Origin of the sequence: Streptomyces mayonensis (genome assembly GCF_018982965.1) — a bacterium.
Lineage (GTDB): Bacteria > Actinomycetota > Actinomycetes > Streptomycetales > Streptomycetaceae > Streptomyces > Streptomyces mayonensis.
The window spans coordinates 73792-93365 of the sequence record NZ_JACBYP010000013.1 but is presented as its reverse complement, the minus strand read 5'-3'; the positions used below and the strand labels follow the sequence as shown (position 1 = coordinate 93365).

Annotated in this window: 16 protein-coding genes, 1 tRNA gene and 2 pseudogenes; 8 read left to right on the top strand and 11 right to left on the bottom strand. The window is 71.2% G+C overall.

Annotation, left to right across the window (positions count from 1 at the left end):
* Positions 1-165: 165 nt before the first annotated feature.
* Genes HZS56_RS07690 through nth form a run of 3 tightly spaced genes read right to left on the bottom strand, consistent with a single transcriptional unit; the run spans position 166 to position 3388 of the window.
* A complete protein-coding gene (locus tag HZS56_RS07690; protein ID WP_216719926.1) occupies positions 166-1365 on the bottom strand; it encodes a MarP family serine protease in 1200 nt (399 codons plus the stop codon).
* Between the two features lie 45 nt (positions 1366-1410).
* Positions 1411-2229 carry an NUDIX hydrolase gene (locus HZS56_RS07685; protein WP_216719925.1) on the bottom strand — a complete coding sequence of 273 codons (819 nt, stop codon included), beginning with the start codon at positions 2227-2229 and terminating at the stop codon, positions 1411-1413.
* A 52-nt stretch (positions 2230-2281) separates the two neighbouring features.
* Entirely contained in the window at positions 2282-3388 is a 1107-nt protein-coding gene (gene nth, locus HZS56_RS38050) for an endonuclease III (RefSeq protein ID WP_308408018.1), read from the bottom strand.
* Between the two features lie 369 nt (positions 3389-3757).
* Between nth and HZS56_RS07675 the strand changes: the two genes are divergently transcribed.
* The gene (locus HZS56_RS07675) at positions 3758-4432 is read left to right on the top strand and encodes a Crp/Fnr family transcriptional regulator (RefSeq protein WP_003975365.1); all 675 of its coding nucleotides are present in this window, start codon (positions 3758-3760) and stop codon (positions 4430-4432) included.
* Between the two features lie 117 nt (positions 4433-4549).
* Here HZS56_RS07675 and HZS56_RS07670 read toward each other — a convergent pair whose 3' ends face one another.
* From HZS56_RS07670 to sp36, 5 genes and pseudogenes are all read right to left on the bottom strand, one after another.
* A complete protein-coding gene (locus HZS56_RS07670; RefSeq protein ID WP_216719923.1) occupies positions 4550-5392 on the bottom strand; it encodes an MBL fold metallo-hydrolase in 843 nt (280 codons plus the stop codon).
* Positions 5393-5604: 212 nt separating this feature from the next.
* Positions 5605-6546: pseudogene (locus tag HZS56_RS07665) on the bottom strand (NUDIX hydrolase); the annotation flags it as partial.
* A 124-nt stretch (positions 6547-6670) separates the two neighbouring features.
* A complete protein-coding gene (locus HZS56_RS07660) occupies positions 6671-7813 on the bottom strand; it encodes an alpha/beta fold hydrolase (protein WP_253913881.1) in 1143 nt (380 codons plus the stop codon).
* A 334-nt stretch (positions 7814-8147) separates the two neighbouring features.
* Positions 8148-8615: a RidA family protein gene (locus HZS56_RS07655; protein ID WP_216719922.1), complete on the bottom strand. Its 468-nt coding sequence runs from the start codon at positions 8613-8615 to the stop codon at positions 8148-8150.
* Positions 8612-8773 carry a Sp36 family protein gene (gene sp36, locus HZS56_RS07650; protein WP_003975360.1) on the bottom strand — a complete coding sequence of 54 codons (162 nt, stop codon included), beginning with the start codon at positions 8771-8773 and terminating at the stop codon, positions 8612-8614. The genes HZS56_RS07655 and sp36 overlap by 4 nt, the downstream gene beginning before the upstream one ends.
* Before the next feature lie 106 nt (positions 8774-8879).
* On the opposite strand from sp36, the gene bagA reads away from it, so the two are divergent.
* On the top strand, positions 8880-9857 hold the full coding sequence (gene bagA / locus HZS56_RS07645; protein WP_216719921.1) for an ATPase BagA: 978 nt from the start codon (positions 8880-8882) through the stop codon (positions 9855-9857).
* A 19-nt stretch (positions 9858-9876) separates the two neighbouring features.
* A complete protein-coding gene (bagB, locus tag HZS56_RS07640; RefSeq protein ID WP_216719920.1) occupies positions 9877-11397 on the top strand; it encodes an ATPase BagB in 1521 nt (506 codons plus the stop codon).
* 249 nt (positions 11398-11646) lie between these two features.
* Here the strand turns inward: bagB and wblA are convergent, their stop codons facing one another.
* Positions 11647-11985 carry a transcriptional regulator WblA gene (wblA, locus tag HZS56_RS07635; protein WP_216719919.1) on the bottom strand — a complete coding sequence of 113 codons (339 nt, stop codon included), beginning with the start codon at positions 11983-11985 and terminating at the stop codon, positions 11647-11649.
* A gap of 462 nt (positions 11986-12447) precedes the next feature.
* Between wblA and HZS56_RS07630 the strand changes: the two genes are divergently transcribed.
* A complete protein-coding gene (locus HZS56_RS07630; protein WP_216719918.1) occupies positions 12448-14736 on the top strand; it encodes a transglycosylase domain-containing protein in 2289 nt (762 codons plus the stop codon).
* Between the two features lie 172 nt (positions 14737-14908).
* Here the strand turns inward: HZS56_RS07630 and HZS56_RS07625 are convergent, their stop codons facing one another.
* Positions 14909-15373, bottom strand: coding sequence for a GatB/YqeY domain-containing protein (locus HZS56_RS07625; protein ID WP_216719917.1), 465 nt, complete (start codon positions 15371-15373; stop codon positions 14909-14911).
* Positions 15374-15502: 129 nt separating this feature from the next.
* Between HZS56_RS07625 and HZS56_RS07620 the strand changes: the two genes are divergently transcribed.
* The 4 genes and pseudogenes from HZS56_RS07620 (at position 15503) to HZS56_RS07605 (ending at position 19095) form a co-directional block, all read left to right on the top strand.
* On the top strand, positions 15503-16432 hold the full coding sequence (locus tag HZS56_RS07620) for a metallophosphoesterase (RefSeq protein ID WP_216719916.1): 930 nt from the start codon (positions 15503-15505) through the stop codon (positions 16430-16432).
* A gap of 166 nt (positions 16433-16598) precedes the next feature.
* Positions 16599-17348, top strand: coding sequence for a Pr6Pr family membrane protein (locus HZS56_RS07615; protein ID WP_216719915.1), 750 nt, complete (start codon positions 16599-16601; stop codon positions 17346-17348).
* Between the two features lie 67 nt (positions 17349-17415).
* Positions 17416-17489, top strand: a tRNA-Pro gene (locus HZS56_RS07610).
* Between the two features lie 846 nt (positions 17490-18335).
* Positions 18336-19095 (top strand): annotated as a pseudogene (locus tag HZS56_RS07605) (restriction endonuclease).
* On the opposite strand, the gene HZS56_RS07600 reads toward HZS56_RS07605, so the two are convergent.
* Entirely contained in the window at positions 19009-19560 is a 552-nt protein-coding gene (locus tag HZS56_RS07600; protein ID WP_216719914.1) for a hypothetical protein, read from the bottom strand. The pseudogene HZS56_RS07605 and the gene HZS56_RS07600 overlap by 87 nt on opposite strands.
* Positions 19561-19574 lie beyond the last annotated feature (14 nt).

Sequence of the window (19574 nt, the reverse complement as noted above, 5' to 3'; positions counted from 1 at the left end):
AGGCACCACGGCCGCCGCGCCCGGCAGGCACCGTGGTGACCTGCCGCGCCAGGCAGGCACCGTGGCGATCTCCCGCGCCAGGCAGGCACCGTGGCGATCTCCCGCGCCAGGCATGCACCGTGGCGGCCTGGCGCGTCCGGCACGTATGCGGCCGCCGCCGTCCGTCTAAAGGGCGCAGCTGTCGCTGTCCACCTGCTGGCTGGCGGTGCGGCCCTTGCCGATGTCCTCGCGGATCTCGTCCGCGGTGAGCGCGTACCCCGTCTCCGGGTCGTCCAGAGACTTGGCGAAGACCACGCCGTAGACCTCTCCCTGGGGCGTCAGCAGAGGCCCGCCGGAGTTGCCCTGACGGACGGTCGCGTACAGCGAGTAGACGTCGCGGCGGACGGAGTCGCGGTGGTAGATGTCCGGGCCGTTGGCCGTGATGCGCCCGCGTACACGCGCCGCGCGGACGTCGTACGCCCCGTTCTCCGGGAACCCCGCGACGATCGCGCCGTCGTTGCGGCTCGCGTCGTCGTCCGCGAACCGCAGCGCGGGAGCGTCGAGTTCCGGTACGTCCAGTACGGCGATGTCGCGCTGCCAGTCGTAGAGGACGACCGTCGCGTCGTACTTCGGGCCCTCGCCGCCTATCTGGACCGTGGGCTCGTCGACGCCGCCCACCACGTGGGCGTTGGTCATGACGCGGCGGTCGTCGAAGACGAAGCCGGTGCCCTCCAGGACCTTGCCGCAGTCGGGGGCGGTGCCCATGACCTTGACGATGGAACGCTTGGCGGTGACGGCCACCTGACTGCTCGCCAGCGCCGGGTCGGGCGCGGGCACCTCGGGGCTCGACTCGTCGGTGAACGGGTTGAAGACCTGCGGGAGGCCGTCCTCCGCGAGGACCGAGGTGAAGCTCTCGAACCAGGTGTCGGCCCCCGCCGGCAGCACCTCCTGCACGCCCGCGAGCACCGTGGACTGCCGCACCTCCTTGCCGACCGTGGGCATCGTGGTGCGCGCGAGGGCGGTGCCCAGCAGCCAGGCGACCAGGAGCATGGCAAGGACGTTGACCAGGGCGCCGCCGGTGGCGTCCAGGGCGCGGGCCGGGGACCAGGTGATGTGACGGCGCAGCTTGTTGCCCAGATGGGTCGTCAGGGCCTGGCCGACGGAGGCGCACACGATGACGATGACGACCGCGACCACGGCGGCGGTCGTGCTCACCTCGGCGTTGTCCGTCAGCGCGTCCCAGACGACCGGCAGCAGGTAGACGGCGACGAGGCCCCCGCCGAGGAAGCCGATCACCGACAGGATGCCGACGACGAAGCCCTGCCGGAACCCGACGATCGCGAACCAGACGGCGGCCAGCAGCAACAGGATGTCCAGCACGTTCACTGATTCAGGCCTCGTCTTGTCGTCTTCGGTACGCAGGCCAGCCTGTCATGCGCGCCAGTCCAGCGGGACCTGCTTCTCCCGGTCCCAGGGCTGCTCCCAGCCCGCGAAGTGCAGCAGCCGGTCGATGATGCCGGCCGTGAAGCCCCACACGAGCGCCGATTCGACCAGAAATGCCGGGCCCCGGTGGCCGCTGGGGTGGATGGTGGTCACCCTGTTGGCCGGGTCCGTGAGATCCGCCACGGGGACCGTGAAGACCCGCGCGGTCTCGGCCGGATCGACGACACCGACCGGGCTGGGCTCGCGCCACCAGGCCAGCACCGGGGTGACGACGAAGCCGCTGACCGGGATGTAGAGCTTGGGCAGGACCCCGAAGAGCTGCACGCCGGCCGGGTCGAGGCCGGTCTCCTCCTCGGCCTCGCGCAGTGCCGCCCGCAGGGGCCCGTCACCGCACGGGTCGCCGTCCTCGGGGTCGAGGGCACCGCCCGGGAAGGCCGGCTGGCCGGGATGGGAGCGCAGGGAACCGGCGCGCTCCATCAGCAGCAGCTCCGGGCCGCGGCCCGGCTCCTCCCGGCCCCGGCCCACGCCGTCGCCGAAGTCCCGGCGGGCACCGTCGCCGAGGTCCCGGCGGGCACCGTCGCCGAAGCCCCCGGGAGTGCCGGCGCCGCCGGCACCGAGGTCCCCGCGTGTGCCGTCGCCGAAGAGGATCAGGACGGCGGACTGGCGACCGGCGCCGTCCGCCGGTGGCAGGAAGCGGCTGAGCTGGGTGGGCCGCACCGTCTCGACCGCCCGCACCACCGGGTCCAGCCAGCCGGGCAGGCCCTCCTTGCTGAGCACCGCACCCCGCGTGCCGCTCGCCCCTGTCATCCGCACCCCCGTCCTGCCGACTCCAACGCCCGAGCCCCCCGAGATCGTTCCGTCACCCGGCCCCCAGCGGCGGCGCCGGTTTGCCGCCCGCCTCCAGATAGGACCGCGGCGGATTCAGCCGCTGGCCGGGGAAGCCGCCTTTCTCGTACTTCAGCAGCTTCTTCGCCTTCTCCGGGTCCGTCTCCCCCTCCCCGTAGGCGGGGCAGAGCGGGGCGACGGGGCAGGCACCGCAGGCCGGCTTGCGGGCGTGGCAGATACGGCGGCCGTGCCAGATCACGTGGTGGGAGAGGTCCGTCCAGTCGCTCTTCGGGAAGAGCGCGCCCACGGCGGCCTCGATCTTGTCCGGGTCGGTCGCCTCGGTCCACCGCCAGCGGCGCACCAGGCGCTGGAAGTGCGTGTCCACGGTGATGCCGGGACGGCCGAACGCGTTGCCGAGCACCACGAAGGCGGTCTTGCGGCCGACTCCGGGCAGCTTCACGAGGTCTTCGAGGCGGCCGGGGACCTCGCCGCCGAAGTCCTCCGCCAAGGCCTTGGACAGCCCTATGACGGACTTGGTCTTCGCCCGGAAGAAGCCGGTCGGGCGGAGGATCTCCTCGACCTCCTCCGGGTTGGCGGCGGCCAGGTCCTCCGGGGTGGGGTACTTGGCGAAGAGGGCCGGCGTCGTCTGGTTGACGCGCAGGTCGGTGGTCTGGGCGGACAGCACCGTCGCCACGACCAGCTGGAACGGGTTCTCGAAGTCCAGCTCCGGGTGGGCGTACGGGTAGACCTCGGCGAGTTCGCGGTTGATCCGTCGGGCGCGGCGGACCAGGGCGGTGCGGGACTCGCCGCGCGGCGGCCGCGCAGCCACCGTCTTCGCCGGGGCGACGCCCTTGACGGCCGCGGCCGCCTTCTTCGGCGCGACGGCGGGCTTCTTGGCGGGAACCTGCTTCTTGAGGGGCGCGGCCTTCCCCGCAGCCCTCCCGGCGGCCTTGCCCTGAGTCTTCGCGGCGGCCGTCCCTGCACTCGCGGCCTTCTTCGCGGGGGCGCGCTTCTTGGCGGGGGCGGTCTTCTTTGTGGGGGTGGCCTTCTTGGCGGGCGCCGCCTTCTCGGCCCTCTCGGCCTTCTCGGCTTTCCCGGCCCTCTCGGCTTTCCCGGCAGTGGTCGTGGCCTTCTTCGTCACGGCTTCCTTCTCCGCGGTCACCCTCTTGGCAGGTGTCGACCGCTTTGTCGCTTTCGCCGGTTCCCTACCGCCATCGGGGCCCTGTTCGCCCACAGCGGAATCGCGGCGTACAGTCACTCGCACGGCCCCCTGGGCCTGTGCTCTCACCGGCGATTTGGACACCCGGCCAGCCTACGGCCCGGCACCGACATCCGCCCCGGACCGCGAAGATCGGCGTCCAATTGGACCCCTGCCGCGTAACCCGGGACACCAGTGCGGCATCCTTGTGACAGATCACACTGTTTGGACTGTCCGGCAAAATGGGCACCACGGACCCCTGGTACACCGGGGGAACAAGATCCTCTGAGCCGGTCGACAAGGAGAGAACTCGTGGACGACGTTCTGCGGCGCAACCCGCTCTTCGCGGCGCTCGACGACGAGCAATCCGCGGAGCTCCGCGCCTCCATGAGTGAGGTGACCCTCGCCCGCGGCGACACCCTGTTCCACGAGGGGGACCCCGGAGACCGCCTCTACGTGGTCACGGAAGGCAAGGTCAAGCTCCACCGCACGTCCCCCGACGGGCGCGAGAACATGCTGGCCGTCGTCGGCCCCAGCGAGCTGATCGGCGAGCTGTCGCTCTTCGACCCGGGCCCGCGCACCGCCACCGGCACGGCGCTGACCGAGGTCAAGCTCCTCGCCCTCGGCCACGGCGACCTCCAGCCCTGGCTGAACGTCCGCCCCGAGGTGGCCACCGCCCTGCTGCGTGCCGTCGCCCGCCGCCTGCGCAAGACCAACGACGCCATGTCGGACCTGGTCTTCTCGGACGTCCCCGGGCGTGTCGCCCGCGCCCTGCTTGACCTCTCGCGCCGCTTCGGCGTGCAGTCCGAGGAGGGCATCCACGTCGTGCACGACCTGACGCAGGAGGAGCTGGCCCAGTTGGTCGGCGCGTCCCGCGAGACGGTCAACAAGGCGCTGGCGGACTTCGCCCAGCGAGGCTGGCTCCGCCTGGAGGCCCGCGCGGTGATCCTGCTGGACGTCGAGCGGCTGGCCAAGCGCTCCCGCTGACGGACCCCGTCGAGCCGTCACGCCGTCGAGCCCTCAGGCCGTCGAGCCGTCACGCCGTCGAGCCGTCACGCCGTCGAGCCGTCACGCCGTCGGCAAGGCCCGCCGGGCGGTCAGCCGTCAGTCGGGCTGCTGGATGAGCCCGTGCTCGCCCAGGTACTCCAGCTGCGCCCGCACCGAGAGTTCCGCCGCGGGCCACAGGGAGCGGTCGACGTCCGCGTACACGTGGGCGACGACCTCCTCGGGCGTCCGGTGGCCGTCCTCCACCGCCGTCTCCACCTGGGCCAGGCGGTGGGCGCGGTGAGCGAGGTAGTACTCCACGACACCCTGCGCGTCTTCCAGGACGGGCCCGTGGCCCGGAAGCACCGTGTGCACGCCGTCGTCGGCCGTGAGCGACCTCAGCCTGCGCAGCGAGTCCAGGTAGTCGCCGAGGCGGCCGTCCGGGTGGGCCACCACCGTCGTGCCGCGCCCCAGGACGGTGTCTCCCGTCAGGACCGCCCCGTCGGCGGGCAGGTGGAAGCACAGGGAGTCGGCCGTGTGCCCGGGCGTCGGTACGACCCTCAGCTCCAGGCCGCCGACCCCGATCACGTCACCGGCGGCCAACCCCTCGTCCCCCAGCCGCAGCGCCGGGTCCAGAGCCCGTACCTTCGTGCGCGTCAGCTCGGCGAAGCGTGCGGCGCCCTCCGCGTGGTCCGGGTGGCCGTGCGTCAGGAGGGTCAGCGCGACACGCTTGCCCGCCCGTTCGGCCGCGTCGACGACACGCCGCAGGTGCGTGTCGTCCAGCGGGCCCGGGTCGACGACGACGGCCAGGTCGGAGTCGGGTTCGGCGAGGATCCAGGTGTTCGTGCCGTCCAGGGTCATCGGCGAGGCGTTCGGAGCGAGAACGTTCACCGCGCGCGCGGTGGCGGGCCCCGAGAGCACGCCGCCCCTCGGCCGGCCGGGCAGTGCTGCTGCGTCCGTCATGCGGAGGTGCTCCCGGTCGGGTCGGAGTCGGGACGGCGATCGGGACGATCGAGGCCGTCGGGGCGATCGGGACGGGTGTCGGCCCCCGGAACGGACCGGGGGCCGGTACCGGAGCCCGTGTCAGGACCGGAGGCCGTGTCAGGACCGGAGCCCGCATCCGGCGCGACAGGGGAGCCGGACGGGGCTGCAGGCGTCGCCGGGGTCTCCGGCATCGCCGGTTCCGGTGCCGTGTTCGGGACGTGCTTGGTGAACTCGTCGTGCCCCGGCCAGGAGAGGACGACCTCGTCGCCGGAGAGACTGGCCCGTGCCAGCACGGGCGTCAGGTCCCGTCCCGGCGCCGCCGCCAGCGCCTCGGCCGCCGTACGGCACGCCGCGAGGCTGCGCAGGGTGGCCACGGTCGGCGGCATCATCAGCAGCTCGCCCCGGTCGTACCCGGCCGCCGCCTCCGCCGGCGCGATCCACACCGTGCGGTCGGCCTCCGTGGAGGCGTTGCGGGTGCGCTGCCCCGCGGGGAGGACGGCCACGAAGAACCACGTGTCGTAGCGCCGTGCCTCGAACTCCGGGGTGATCCAGCGGGCCCAGGCACCCAGCAGGTCGGAGCGCAGGACGAGGCCCCGGCGGTCCAGGAACTCGGCGAACGACAGCTCGCGGGCGACCAGGGCGGCGCGGTCCGCCTCCCAGTCGGCACCGGTCGTGTCGCCGGCCACCGTGTCACCGGTCGGCCCGGCGAGGAGCACTCCGGCCTCCTCGAAGGTCTCCCGTACGGCCGCGCAGACGATGGCCTGGGCGCCGGCCTCGTCGACACCGAGCCGGTCCGCCCACCACGCGCGCGTGGGGCCCGCCCAGCCGATGTCGCGGTCGTCGTCGCGCGGGTCGACGCCGCCGCCGGGATAGGCGTACGCGCCTCCGGCGAACGCCATCGAGGTGCGGCGCCGCAGCATGTGGACGGCGGGTGCGGTACGGGTGCCCGTGGCGGTGTCCTTCAGGAGCATGACGGTGGCCGCGCGCCTGGGCGTGACGGGGGTGAGGGTCCCGGCCGCCAGCGCGCGGATGCGGTCCGGCCACTCCGGCGGGTACCACTGGCCGTTCGCGGGACCGCCTGACCGGCCGTCCGCGTGCCGGTTCGCCTGCCCGTTCGCCTGACCTCTCGCCATGGCCGGAGGCTATCCGGTGACGGGCGGATGTTCGAGTGGCCCCCGGGGAAGAGACGAACGGGAGAGACATACGGGAGAGACGCACGAGACGTACGGGAGAGATGCACAGGGGGGAAGGCGGACCTCAGCCGGGCAGGGTGGCCAGCCACTCGGTGAGCAGCCGGTTGGTCTCCTCCGGCCGCTCCTGCTGGAGCCAGTGCCCGCAGCCGTCGAGGAGGTGCGAGGCGCTCAGACCGGGCAGGGTCGTCGGGTACGCCTCGATGGCGTCGGACAGCCAGGTGGTGGAGGCGTCCAGGGCACCGCCGAGGAACAGGGCGGGCTGGGTGACCGGCGCACCCGCGTGTGCGGCCAGGTCGGCCCAGTCGCGGTCCATGTTGCGGTAGCGGTTGAGGGCGCCGGTCAGGCCGGTGCGCTCGAACTCTCCCGCGTAGACGTCCAGCTCCTCCTCGGTGAGCCAGGCCGGCAGCCGCCCGTCGGCCGGGAAGCGGTCGCGCAGCCTGCCGCCGGGAGCGACGAAGTGCGGGTCGGGCGCCTCGGGCGCCGGCATGGTGTCGGCGGACAGCGCGGCGTAGAACCCGGCGAGCCAGCCGCGTACGTCGGGCTCGATCTCCGCCTCGGCGCGGCCGGGCTCCTGGAAGTACGAGACGTAGAACTCCTGCCCGGCGAAGGGCCCGGCGGGATCGCTCATGCCGGCGAACACGTCGCTGGGCCGCGGACCGCCGGGCGGGGTGTACGGCACGCTCAGCAGGCCCACCGCGCGGAACACGTCGGGCCGCAGCAGCGCGGAGTGCGCGGCGACGGTCGCGCCCCAGTCGTGGCCGACGACCACGGCGGAACGCTCGCCCAGCGCCTCCACGACGGCGACGTTGTCCGCCACCAGGTCCAGCATCCGGTACGCCGCCACGTCGTCCGGCCGCGAGGAGCGCCCGTATCCGCGCACGTCGATGGCGGCGGCCCGGAAACCGGCGGCGGCCAGCGCGGGGAGCTGGCGGCGCCAGGAGTACCAGGACTCGGGAAAGCCGTGCACGAGCAGAACCAGCGGCCCGCTGCCCTGCTCCACCAGGTGGACGCGGCCGGCGGGCGAGGGCACCAGACGGTGGACGGACCGGGAGACGGGCTCGGAGACCGACCGAGCAGACCGGGCGGACGAGGCGGGCGGGGCGGACTGGGCGGACCAGCCGTCGGGCTGACCCGCCCGGGCGTCGGACTGACCCGCCCGGGGGTCGGACTGGGCTTCGGTCCGGTCGGTCGTGGGCGGCTGCGGCATGGCTCCTCCTGGCACGTACGGTCGCTACGGCCCCGGGACGCTCCGGGACCGCTCCGGCCAAGGGCCGGGCTCCCGCGCCGTACGGGGCACCGGCACCGATCCTGCGGGGGCGGAGGCCGGGGGGGGCGAGGTTTGTTGCCGCCCCGGCAACGCACCCGCGCGGCGCGACGCCGGCCCTCAATGCCCCTACACCCCTGTGCCCCCACCACCCGCAGCCTCCACGCGCGCGGGAAGCAGGCCCGCAACCGAGAGACCGCCGTACCCGCCCGGGCACACTCGGGCTGCGCCTGCCAGTGCGCCTGCACTGCGCCCTCTGGGCACGCCTGACCAGGTCCTAGGCCTGGACGAGCTCCACCTGGACCTCGACCTCGACCGGTGCGTCCAGCGGGAGAACCGCCACGCCGACCGCGCTGCGGGCGTGGACGCCCTTGTCGCCGAGGACCTCGCCGAGGAGTTCGCTGGCGCCGTTGATCACACCGGGCTGACCGGTGAAGTCGGTCGCGGACGCGACAAAGCCGACGACCTTGACCACGCGTGCGACGCGGTCGAGGTCACCGGCGACGGACTTGACTGCGGCCAGGGCGTTCAGCGCGCAGGTGCGTGCCAGCTCCTTGGCCTCCTCCGCCGTGACCTCGGCACCCACCTTGCCGGTGACCGCGAGTTTGCCCTCCACCATCGGCAGCTGGCCGGAGGTGTAGACGTACGGACCCGACTGCACGGCCGGCTGGTAGGCGGCCAGCGGCGGGACGACCTCGGGCAGCGTCAGTCCCAGCTCGGCGAGCCTGGCGTCGACGGCGCTCATGCCTGCTTCTCCCGCTTCAGGTAGGCCACGAGCTGCTCGGGGTTGTTCGGCCCGGGCACGACCTGGACGAGCTCCCAGCCGTCCTCGCCCCAGGTGTCCAGAATCTGCTTCGTGGCATGGACGAGCAGCGGCACGGTTGCGTATTCCCACTTGGTCATGCGGCCGACTCTAGCCGTTGCCCGGGGCGCCCCCGCGGCCCGTCCGTGACGAGGTTGTCCACAGCCTCCGGCGTACTCGCGGCCCGAACTGGTTACGCTCGAATACGTGAGCAGGCTCCAGGTCGTCAGTGGCAAGGGCGGAACCGGCAAGACCACGGTGGCCGCGGCCCTAGCGCTGGCCCTGGCCACCGAGGGGAAGCGTGCGCTTCTCGTCGAGGTCGAGGGCCGCCAGGGCATCGCGCAGCTCTTCGAGACGGAGGCGCTGCCCTATGAGGAGCGGAAGATCGCCGTCGCTCCCGGCGGCGGGGAGGTGTACGCCCTCGCCATCGACGCCGAACTGGCCCTGCTGGACTACCTCCAGATGTTCTACAAGCTGGGCAGCGCCGGCCGGGCCCTGAAGAAGCTCGGGGCGATAGATTTCGCGACCACCGTCGCGCCCGGCGTCAGGGACGTGCTGCTGACCGGCAAGGCGTGCGAGGCGGTGCGCCGCAAGGACCGGCACGGGCGGTTCGCGTACGACTACGTCGTCATGGACGCCCCGCCGACGGGACGCATCACGCGCTTCCTCAACGTCAACGACGAGGTGGCCGGGCTCGCGAAGGTCGGACCGATACACAATCAGGCCCAGGCCGTGATGCGCGTGCTGAAGTCCCGGGAGACCGCCGTGCACCTCGTGACGCTGCTGGAGGAGATGCCGGTCCAGGAGACGGCCGACGGCATCGCCGAGCTGCGGGCGGCGCGGCTGCCGGTGGGCAGGGTCGTCGTCAACATGGTCCGGCCCCAGGTGCTGGACGCCACCGACCTGGAACGCGTGCGGAGCACCCCGCGTACGGCGCTCGCCCGGTCCCTGTCCGGTGCCGGGCTCGGTGGCGCACGGCGCGGCGGGCACGCGGAGCGGCTGGTGGACCCGCTCCTCGCGCAGGCCGGGGAGTACGGCGAGCGGTACGCGCTGGAGCAGGAGCAGCGGACCGTCCTGACCGACCTGGACCTGCCGCTCAACGAGCTGCCGCTGCTCACCGAGGGCATGGACCTGGCGGGCCTGTACGAACTCGCCACCGAGCTGCGGAAGCAGGGGATCGCATGAGCCCGGAAGCAGGGATCGCATGAGCCCGGAAGCAGGGAAGCGCACGAGCGGTGGCCCGGCCCGGCACCAGGAGGGCGCCCGGCGACTGGCCCCCGCGCGGGTGCTCGACGTCGATCCGCTGCTGGACGACCCGCAGACGCGCATCGTGGTGTGCTGCGGGTCGGGCGGGGTAGGCAAGACGACCACCGCGGCGGCCCTGGGTCTGCGCGCGGCCGAGCGCGGCCGCAAGGTGGTCGTGCTCACCATCGACCCGGCACGGCGGCTCGCCCAGTCGATGGGCATCGACTCGCTCGACAACACGCCGCGCCGGGTGAAGGGCGTCGACGACTCGGCGGGCGGCGAGCTGCACGCCATGATGCTCGACATGAAGCGCACCTTCGACGAGATCGTCGAGGCGCACGCGGATGCCGACCGCGCGGCGGCGATCCTGGGCAACCCCTTCTACCAGTCTCTCTCGGCGGGCTTCGCGGGCACGCAGGAGTACATGGCGATGGAGAAGCTGGGCCAGCTGCGGTCGAAGGACGAGTGGGACCTCATCGTCGTCGACACGCCGCCGTCCCGCTCGGCGCTGGACTTCCTGGACGCCCCCAAGCGTCTCGGTTCCTTCCTCGACGGAAAGCTGATCCGGGTCCTGCTGGCCCCCGCGAAGGTCGGCGGCCGCGCCGGCATGAAGTTCCTGAACGTCGGGATGTCGATGATGACCGGCGTCCTGGGGAAGGTGCTGGGCGGAGCGTTCCTGAAGGACGTGCAGACCTTCGTGGCCGCGATGGACTCCATGTTCGGCGGCTTCCGTACCCGCGCGGACGCGACGTACAAGCTGCTGCAGGCGCCCGGGACGGCGTTCCTGGTGGTCGCCGCCCCGGAGCGGGACGCGCTGCGCGAGGCCGCGTACTTCGTCCAGCGGCTGGCGGCCGAGGACATGCCGCTCGCCGGCCTGGTGCTCAACCGGGTGCACGGCAGCGGCGCCGACCGGCTGTCGGCCGAGCGTGCCCTCGCCGCCGCGGAAAATCTTGAGGATCCCCGCATTGTGGATCAGGACGGCGGGAAAGCTGGAGTTCGTAACTCTCCCGACACGTACGGCAGTTCAGATTCGGCCGAGCCCACGTCCGGCGCCACTCCCGACGCCGCTCCCGGCTCCGCCCCCGCACCCTCCCCGGAGACGACCACTTCCGAGGCACCCACGCCAGAGACACTTACGTCCGAGACGCCCAGGGCCGAGGCTGCGTCCGAGACGCCCACTCCCGAGGCTCCCGGCGCGGCGGCGGACACGTCTGCAGGCACACGGGCGAGCGCACCGGACGCCGCGACGGCGCGGTCCGTCGACGCACTCGCGGCCGGTCTGCTGAGGCTGCACGCGGAGCGCATGCACCTGCTCGCCCGCGAGCAGCGCACACGGGACCGCTTCACCGCGCGTCATCCCGAGGTGGCGGTCACCGAGGTGGCCGCGCTGCCCGGCGACGTGCACGACCTCGCGGGACTGCGGGACGTCGGCACACGCCTGGCGACCAGCCTGCCCGAGCTGCCCGAGCCGGGCGCCTGAGCGATTGCGAGGCTTCGGGCTCGTGTACTTCCGGCTCGAAAGGGCCAGCAAGGAAGCTCCGGCTCGCAGGGCCGCGGACGCAGCGAGCTGACGGGCTCGACGAGCGCACGGGCTCACGAACTCACGGGCTGCCTGGCTGCCGGGCTCGGAAGACTCCGTCTCAGAAGGCTTGCAGGCTCTCCGAACTCTCCTGACCCTCCAGGTTCTCCGAACTCCCCGGGCTCTCCGGGCTCTCCGGGCTCCCCGAACTCACCCCACGGCCGCGTAGTTCTCGTAGATCTCGTCGTCGTCGAGGGCCACGATGCCGGCCCCCCGCTCGTACTCCGTCCGCGCCGTCTCCAGCAGTCGGCGCCAGGAGGTCACGGTGGGCCGCCTGCGCAGCAGCGCGCGCCGCTCCCGCTCCGTCATCCCTCCCCACACGCCGAACTCGACGCGGTTGTCGAGCGCGTCGGCCAGGCATTCGGTCCGCACCGGACATCCGGTGCACACCGCCTTGGCCCTGTTCTGCGCTGCTCCCTGAACGAACAGTTCGTCCGGATCGGTAGTGCGGCAGGCGGCCTGCGCACTCCAGTCGGTTACCCAGCCCATACCGGCGCCGTCCTCTCCCGAATCGAGGCTCCCCCACGGCGGCAGCGGCATATTCACCGCCGCCAGTTGAGGACGTTACGGAAGGTGGGCACAGCGCAACACCCCCTTCGGGCCCAATCTTGAATGGCCCGAACGGACTATGGGTAAGCGGCAGATCACCCGGGGGAGTGAGCTGGCGACATGCGTGACCATCCCGGCATTCCGGTCATCTCCACTGCACCACAACGGACACCGATTGACACACAAGGCGGATTCGGACACGCGCCCCACACGCCGCGGCACGCGCCGGCGCGCTCCCATCACGCCCCCAGCGAGGCGCCTCTCAGAAAAAAATCAAGCGGATCCGGAACGATTCGGGGTCGCCGGACGTATTGATACGTGGCCTCACTGCTGTGACAGTTGGGTGCAGCTTAGGCCAAGGCATATACGCGTGTCCGGCGAATGAGAACGTAGGCTGCCTCCATGCCAAAGAAGCGCTCGGGCGGCGGTCTGTCGCCAACGCAGCAGGCCGCCAAGTTCCTCGGTGTCAGTGTGCTCGCGGGAGCAGTGCTGGCCGGCATCGCGATGCCCGCCGTGGGCGCGCTGGGGCTGGCCGCCAAGGGGTCGGTGGAGGGCTTCGACGCCCTGCCGGCCAACCTGAAGACTCCCCCGCTGAGCCAGCGCACCACCATCCTCGACACCAAGGGCGACACCATCGCCACGGTCTACTCGCGCGACCGTACGGTGGTCGACCTCAAGAACATCTCGCCGTACATGCAGAAGGCGATCGTGGCGATCGAGGACTCGCGCTTCTACGAGCACGGCGCGATCGACCTCAAGGGCGTCCTGCGCGCGCTCAACAAGAACGCACGCAGCGGCGAGGTCTCCGAGGGCGCGTCCACGCTCACCCAGCAGTACGTCAAGAACGTCTTCGTGGAGGAGGCGGGCGACGACCCGACCAAGGTCGCGCAGGCCACCCAGCAGACCATCGGCCGCAAGATCCAGGAGCTGAAGCTCGCGATCCAGGTCGAGGAGGAGCTGGGCAAGAAGAAGATCCTCGAGAACTACCTGAACATCACCTTCTTCGGCCAGCAGGCCTACGGCGTCGAGGCGGCCTCCCAGCGCTACTTCTCCAAGCACGCCAAGGACCTCAACATCCAGGAGTCCGCCCTCCTGGCCGGCATCGTCCAGTCGCCCAGCCGCTACGACCCGGTCAACGACGAGGCGGAGGCCACCAAGCGGCGCAACACCGTCCTGACCCGCATGGCCCAGGTCGGCGACATCTCGCAGGCGGAGGCCGCCGAGGCGAAGCAGGCGCCGCTCGGCCTGAAGGTCAGCAAACCCAACAACGGCTGCATCACGGCCGTGAACAGCGCGAGCTTCTTCTGCGACTACGTGCGCGAGGTGTTCCTCAGCGACCCGGTCTTCGGCAAGACCCGCAAGGACCGGTCCAAGGTCTGGAACCAGGGCGGCCTGACCATCCGTACGACCCTCGACCCGCAGGCCCAGGAGTCGGTGAACGACTCCCTGAAGAACCACGTCTACAAGGCGGACTCGGTGGCCGCGGCGCTCACGATGGTGGAGCCGGGCACCGGCAGGATCGTCGGCATGGGCCAGTCGAAGCCGTACGGCTACGGCAAGGACGAGACGGAGTACAACTACTCGGTCGACGCGGCCTACGGCGGCTCCAACTACGGATTCCCGACGGGTTCGACGTTCAAGCCGTTCCTGGCGGCCGCGGCCCTGGAGGAGAACGTGCCGGCGACGAAGGAGTACTCGTCGCCGTACGACATGGACTACCCGAGCCCGATCCAGACCTGCGACAAGCCCTGGATCAACGACTCGGGCTACCGCGTCGAGAACGAGAACGAGTCGGAGGTCGGCCCGTACCGGCTGAAGGAGGCGATGGCCAAGTCGGTCAACACCTACTTCGTGCAGATGCTCTCCGACATCGGACTGTGCCCGGTCTCGACCATGGCGGACAAGCTCCACGTCCACCAGGGCAACGGCGACAAGCTGCCGCAGAACCCCTCCGCCCTCGCCCTCGGCTCGGTCGGTATGTCCCCGCTGACCATGGCGAGCGCCTACGCGACCTTCGCCTCGCGCGGCATGTACTGCACGCCGGTCGCGATCGAGTCGATCACGCAGAAGGTCGGAGGCGAGCAGAAGTCGCTCGAGGTCCCGAAGTCGACGTGCTCGCGGGCCATGTCCGAGAAGACCGCGGACAGCGTGAACACCCTGCTGCGCGGCGTGGTCGACTCCGGTACGGGTAAGGAAGCCGGTCTGAGCGACCGCGACAACGCGGGCAAGACGGGTACGACCGACGAGCGCAAGAACGCCTGGTTCGTCGGCTACACGCCGAACATGTCGGGCGCCGTCTGGGTCGGCAGCGCCACCCAGAAGGTCGAGATGAAGAACATCACGATCGGCGGCGTCCACCACGACCTCGTCTTCGGTGGCGCGGTCCCCGGCCCGATCTGGAAGGACGCCATGACCGGCGCCCTGTCGGGCAAGGACGCGCCCTCGTTCAACCTCGTCGACATCCCGGACGGCGACAAGAACAAGGACAAGGGAAAGAACAAGAACAAGGACAAGGACAAGGGCCGCGACGACAACAAGCCCGGCGGCGGGGACAACGGCGACGACGAGGGCTTCATCGCCGGCCTGTCCGACGGCGGCGCCGGCAACGGCAACGGCGGCTCGGACAACGGCGGCGGCTTCCCCGGCAACTGGTTCCAGGGCGCGGGCAACGGCCCCGGCGGACGCGACTGACGAACAGCTGACGAACAGCTGACGACCAGTCCTGCCGACACCAACGGGTGAGGGCCCGCTCCGCACGACAGGCGGAGCGGGCCCTCACCCGTTCACGAACCTCCCGTTCACGAGCCCTCGCGTACCACTACGAGACCCCGTGCAGGACGTCGTGACCGTCCTGGCAGGCGGTTCAGCCGGCCAGCAGCTTCTTGACCAGGGCGGCGACCCGACCGCCCTCGGCCTGCCCGGCCACCTTCGGGTTCACGATCTTCATCACGGCGCCCATGGCCCGCGGCCCCTCGGCGCCGGCCGCCTTCGCCTCCTCGACGGCCTGGGCGACGATCGCGGTCAGCTCCTCGTCCGACAGCTGCTTCGGCAGGTAGGCGGCGAGCACCTCGCCCTCCGCCTTCTCCCGCTCCGCGCTCTCGGCCCGGCCACCCTGGGCGAAGGCCTCGGCGGCCTCACGGCGCTTCTTCGCCTCGCGGGTGATCACCTTCTGCACCTCGTCGTCGGAGAGCTCACGCTTCTCCTTCCCCGCGACCTCCTCCTTGGTGATCGCGGCGAGGGTCAGCCGGAGCGTCGACGAGCGCAGCTCGTCCCGCTCCTTGATCGCGGCATTGAGGTCGTCGTGCAGCTTCGACTTGAGCGTGGTCATGGACCTGATTGTCGCAGGTACGGGAAGCAGAGCGCCCGTCGATTTGCGCGGCCCGCGGCAAGACGGCCCCGGCCGGCCCCCGGTGAACCGCGGTCGGCCCCAGCCCTCCGCTTCTGACACGATGGACGTATGCGCGCGCGATACGGAGTACCCCTGTCCATCACGGCGGTTGGCGCCGCCGGCCTGGCCTACGCGGCGGGGTTCGAGGCCCGTTCCTTCCGCCTCCGACGGGTGACGGTCCCGGTCCTGCCCCCCGGTATGCGGCCGCTGCGCGTGCTCCAGGTCTCCGACATCCACATGGTCGGCGGCCAGCGCAAGAAGCAGCGCTGGCTGCGTTCGCTGGCCGGGCTGCGCCCCGACTTCGTGATCAACACCGGCGACAACCTGTCCGACCCGGAGGGTGTCCCCGAGGTCCTGGACGCCCTGGGCCCCCTCATGGAGTTCCCGGGTGCCTACGTCTTCGGCTCCAACGACTACTACGGCCCTAAGCCGCGCAACCCCGCCCGCTACCTGCTCGAGAAGGTCCAGGGCCGCCACGGCCTGAACGGCAACGCGCCCGTCGTGGACGCCGTCCACAACCCGTGGGAGGACCTGCGCGACGGCTTCGACGCCGCGGGCTGGCAGAACCTCACGAACACCCGCGGCACCCTCAAGATCGAGGGCGTGTCGGTCGAGCTGACGGGACTGGACGACCCGCACATCAAGCGGGACCGGTACGCCGAGGTGGCGGGCGGCCCGTCGGGCACGGCGGACTTCTCGATGGGCGTGGTCCACGCGCCGTACCTGCGCGTCCTGGACGCCTACGCGGCCGACGCCTACCCCCTGATCCTGGCCGGCCACACGCACGGCGGCCAGCTGTGCATCCCCTTCTACGGCGCCCTGGTCACCAACTGCGACCTGGACACGGACCGCGTGAAGGGCCTCTCCACGCACACGTCGGAAGGCCGCACGTCCTACCTCCACGTCTCGGCCGGCTGCGGCACCAGCCGCTACACCCCGGTCCGCTTCGCCTGCCCACCGGAGGCAACCCTGCTGACCCTGGTGGGTCGCGACCACTGACCACAGGAGCGGAAGAGGTCGGGACTGGGACCTGGGACCTGGGACCGGGTCCAGGACCAGGACCAGGACCAGGGGACCCGACCGGAAGGGAGACCGGGACCGGCCCGAGTAACCCACACAGCCCACCCACATAGCCCGCTATGTCCGGTCTGTCTACCGTGAGCCCATGACAGCACCGATACCCAGGGACCTCCCGGACCTCCCCCCGATCCCGGCCCGCGCCGTCGTGCTGCCGAGCGTGGTCCCGCCCCGGGCGGTACTGCTCCCCGTACGCCGCCGCCCGGTCGCCGCCTTCCGCGCCCTCATCGCCCTGCTGGCCCTGACCGGAGTGGCACTGGCCCTGCTCACAGGCGGACCACTCACCAACACCCTGAGTCACTTCACGACCCAGAGCGGCATCCTGCTGGCCCTGGTGATGCTGGCCTCCGCCCAGTGCGCATGGTCCGCCCACCACCCCCTGCCGGCCTCCCTCACCGGCGCGACCCTCTTCTACGTCGTCGCGGCCGCCCTCGTCCACCACACCCTCCTGACCAACCCGACGAGCCCCTTCGCCACCCCCGACGGCGCCGGCACCGGCTGGCAGACCGCCGCGACCCACATCCTGCACACGGCGGTGCCGGTGGCCGCGGCCCTCGACTGGCTCCTCTTCACCACCCCCGGCCGACTGCACCAGGGCCAGCCTCCCGCGTGGCTCCTCTACCCCCTGGCCTACCTGGCCTTCTCCCTGGCCCGCGGCGAACTCCTCCCGCCCGGCACACAGGGCCGCTACCTCTACCCCTTCCTGGACGTCGACCAGCACGGCTACAAGAGCGTCCTCGGCAACGCCCTCCTCGTCGGCCTCGCCCTCTACGCCCTCGCCGCCCTCCTCGTGGCCCTGGACCACATCCGCCCGTCCCTGCTCCGCGGCCGCCGCTGAATCGGATTTCGTCTCCGGCGAGCGGTGGGCTAAAGTAAACGACGTCGCCGCGACGAGCAGCGACAATCGGGGTGTGGCGCAGCTTGGTAGCGCGCTTCGTTCGGGACGAAGAGGTCGTGGGTTCAAATCCCGCCACCCCGACAGAGAAACACCAGGTCAGGCCCGGTGCTGAGAGATCAGCACCGGGCTTGATTTGCTTTGGGGCCTCGTGTTGGGAGCCGGTTGGGAGCCAACTTCCAGAAACGGGCTCCCGGCGGCCCCCAGCGAGCGGCCCTCCGACGTCCAGCCGCTCTTTGCCACTCACGCTGGGAAAGGGTCATCCCTACGGTGTGCGAGGCCGATCACAGTCGGTACGACGATCGCCATGCCCAAGCAGGATGGGAAGTGGCAGGCGGAGATCACTGACGCGGGGCGCATCTACCTGGAACACGGCCATCACCGGACCGGCCGGAACCGGCGTCGCGCAAGCAGCGGTCGGCGCGTTCCGAGCAACGGACACGGCCTGCCCCTCCTCCGCAGAAGCAAGACACAGCTCCGTCCACGACGAAGTCGGCGCCGCAACGCGCCGCCAAGCCCCCGCAGGCGTCGGCGGCGGAAATGCCGAGGGGAAGAACACCCGGCCCTGAACGTCTCCCGAACAAGCGAGGGCGACCTCGCCGAGGCCCCTCGCCTGCCGGTTCGCGACCCTGAGGCCCGGTGCGCCGCCGCCAGGCCGCCCGCGACTCGCTCTCACGGACCTGCAACCGACATGACCCTCAACACGTCTGACCTGGCCCGTCCCCCTTCCTTGATCGCCGAGAGTAGCGATGTTTTGACGTACTTTCAGAGCGGCGTGCCAACATGGGGCGTTGTGAGGGGTGTTCCGCGGCCGCAGTCCACGGTCCAGTACCCGATCCGCTTCGATCACGCCCCCGCCGCCCGGGCACCGCAGCCCCGTCCGACGGTGTCCTACCCAATCCGGTGGTAGCGGTGCCCCGGCGACGGCGGGTGCAGCGGCGCACCCAGCGGCCCATCCGACGACAGCAGCAGCGCGACGCGCAGCTGCTCGTCTTCGCCGCGGTGACGGCGGCCGGTATCGGGCTGGCGGTGATGGCGGTCAACTGGCTGCGCCTCACTGGTGGGTCCTCGTCGCCGTCCGGGCCTCACCGTCTTCGCGGGCGCCAGCTGGCTTCACCACCGGCAGCAGCAGGCCCGATGGAAGGCGGTGTGGGCGCAGGGCCTGCGCTTTGGACTGGCGCAGCTCGACGCGCTGCACCACCGCCGCTTCGAGGACGCCATACTGGCCCTGATGCAACGCGACGGCTGCCAGGATGCCCAGAGGGTCGGCGGCCGCGGCAACCTCGACGCCGACGTGAAAGCCACCGACCCGTACGGGCGGCGCTGGGTGATCCAGTGCAAGCACCGCCGCAACGGCACCCACGGCTCACCAGTCGGCACACCCGACCTCCAGGTCCTCAACGGAACCGCCCACCAGGTTCACGGCGCCGACGTCGCGGTCATCGTCACCAACGGACGGGTGACCGGCCCGGCCGTGGCCTTCGCGAGGTAGCAGCGACTGCACGTCGTCGACCGCCAGACGCTGGCTGTGTGGGCGTCTGGATCACCTCCGCTGTGGGAGCTGCTGCGAGCGGTTCCGCCACCAGGAAACGAAGACTTTGGCTTACGGCGTGTTCTGGCGCCGGCGCAGCCAATCAGGGTCGCGTACCGGAGTGGCGACCGGGTCAGGCTCAGCCGAATCCGCATCTGATACCCGCATCATGCTGTCGAACAGCCAGATGAGACGGCTAAAGCGCAGCGCTGCAAAGCTCATGGCGAATTCGAAGATGAACCGTGCGGATACGGGATCCTTATCTCTGTCGAGTGATAGCGCGCTCAATAGCAGAGTGCATACCAACGCAGTGCTGCACAGCAAACTGCGCCAACTTCGCCGAAGGTCGTCCTGATGATGGCGGCGCACAGCTCGGAGGCGCTCACCGTTCGCCGCGGTGTAGATGGAGATCGCGATGGCACTCAATCCGCCGATTGCTGACACCACACCAGCAGCCGCAGCGTACAGGCCGGTCCGCTGCGAGGAGTCGATCCACGACAGCCAGTCTCCTGACTCGGTTGCGCGGATCACCAGAACATGCACGCCCAGTATGAGCGCTGCTACGAGGTAGTCGATCCAAAGATGTTCTGCCCAACGATCCGCGATGGTGTCGCGTTCCTCCACAGGCCCCCCTCGTC

Coding starts and splice junctions, on each gene's coding strand:
- HZS56_RS07685 (WP_216719925.1), bottom strand. CDS start 2,229: ATGACAGGGGCGAGCGGCACGCGGGGTGCGGTGCTCAGCAAGGAGGGC.
- HZS56_RS07670 (WP_216719923.1), bottom strand. CDS start 5,392: ATGACGGACGCAGCAGCACTGCCCGGCCGGCCGAGGGGCGGCGTGCTC.
- HZS56_RS07660 (WP_253913881.1), bottom strand. CDS start 7,813: ATGCCGCAGCCGCCCACGACCGACCGGACCGAAGCCCAGTCCGACCCC.
- HZS56_RS07655 (WP_216719922.1), bottom strand. CDS start 8,615: ATGAGCGCCGTCGACGCCAGGCTCGCCGAGCTGGGACTGACGCTGCCC.
- sp36 (WP_003975360.1), bottom strand. CDS start 8,773: ATGACCAAGTGGGAATACGCAACCGTGCCGCTGCTCGTCCATGCCACG.
- bagB (WP_216719920.1), top strand. CDS start 9,877: ATGAGCCCGGAAGCAGGGAAGCGCACGAGCGGTGGCCCGGCCCGGCAC.
- wblA (WP_216719919.1), bottom strand. CDS start 11,985: ATGGGCTGGGTAACCGACTGGAGTGCGCAGGCCGCCTGCCGCACTACC.
- HZS56_RS07630 (WP_216719918.1), top strand. CDS start 12,448: ATGCCAAAGAAGCGCTCGGGCGGCGGTCTGTCGCCAACGCAGCAGGCC.
- HZS56_RS07625 (WP_216719917.1), bottom strand. CDS start 15,373: ATGACCACGCTCAAGTCGAAGCTGCACGACGACCTCAATGCCGCGATC.
- HZS56_RS07620 (WP_216719916.1), top strand. CDS start 15,503: ATGCGCGCGCGATACGGAGTACCCCTGTCCATCACGGCGGTTGGCGCC.
- HZS56_RS07615 (WP_216719915.1), top strand. CDS start 16,599: ATGACAGCACCGATACCCAGGGACCTCCCGGACCTCCCCCCGATCCCG.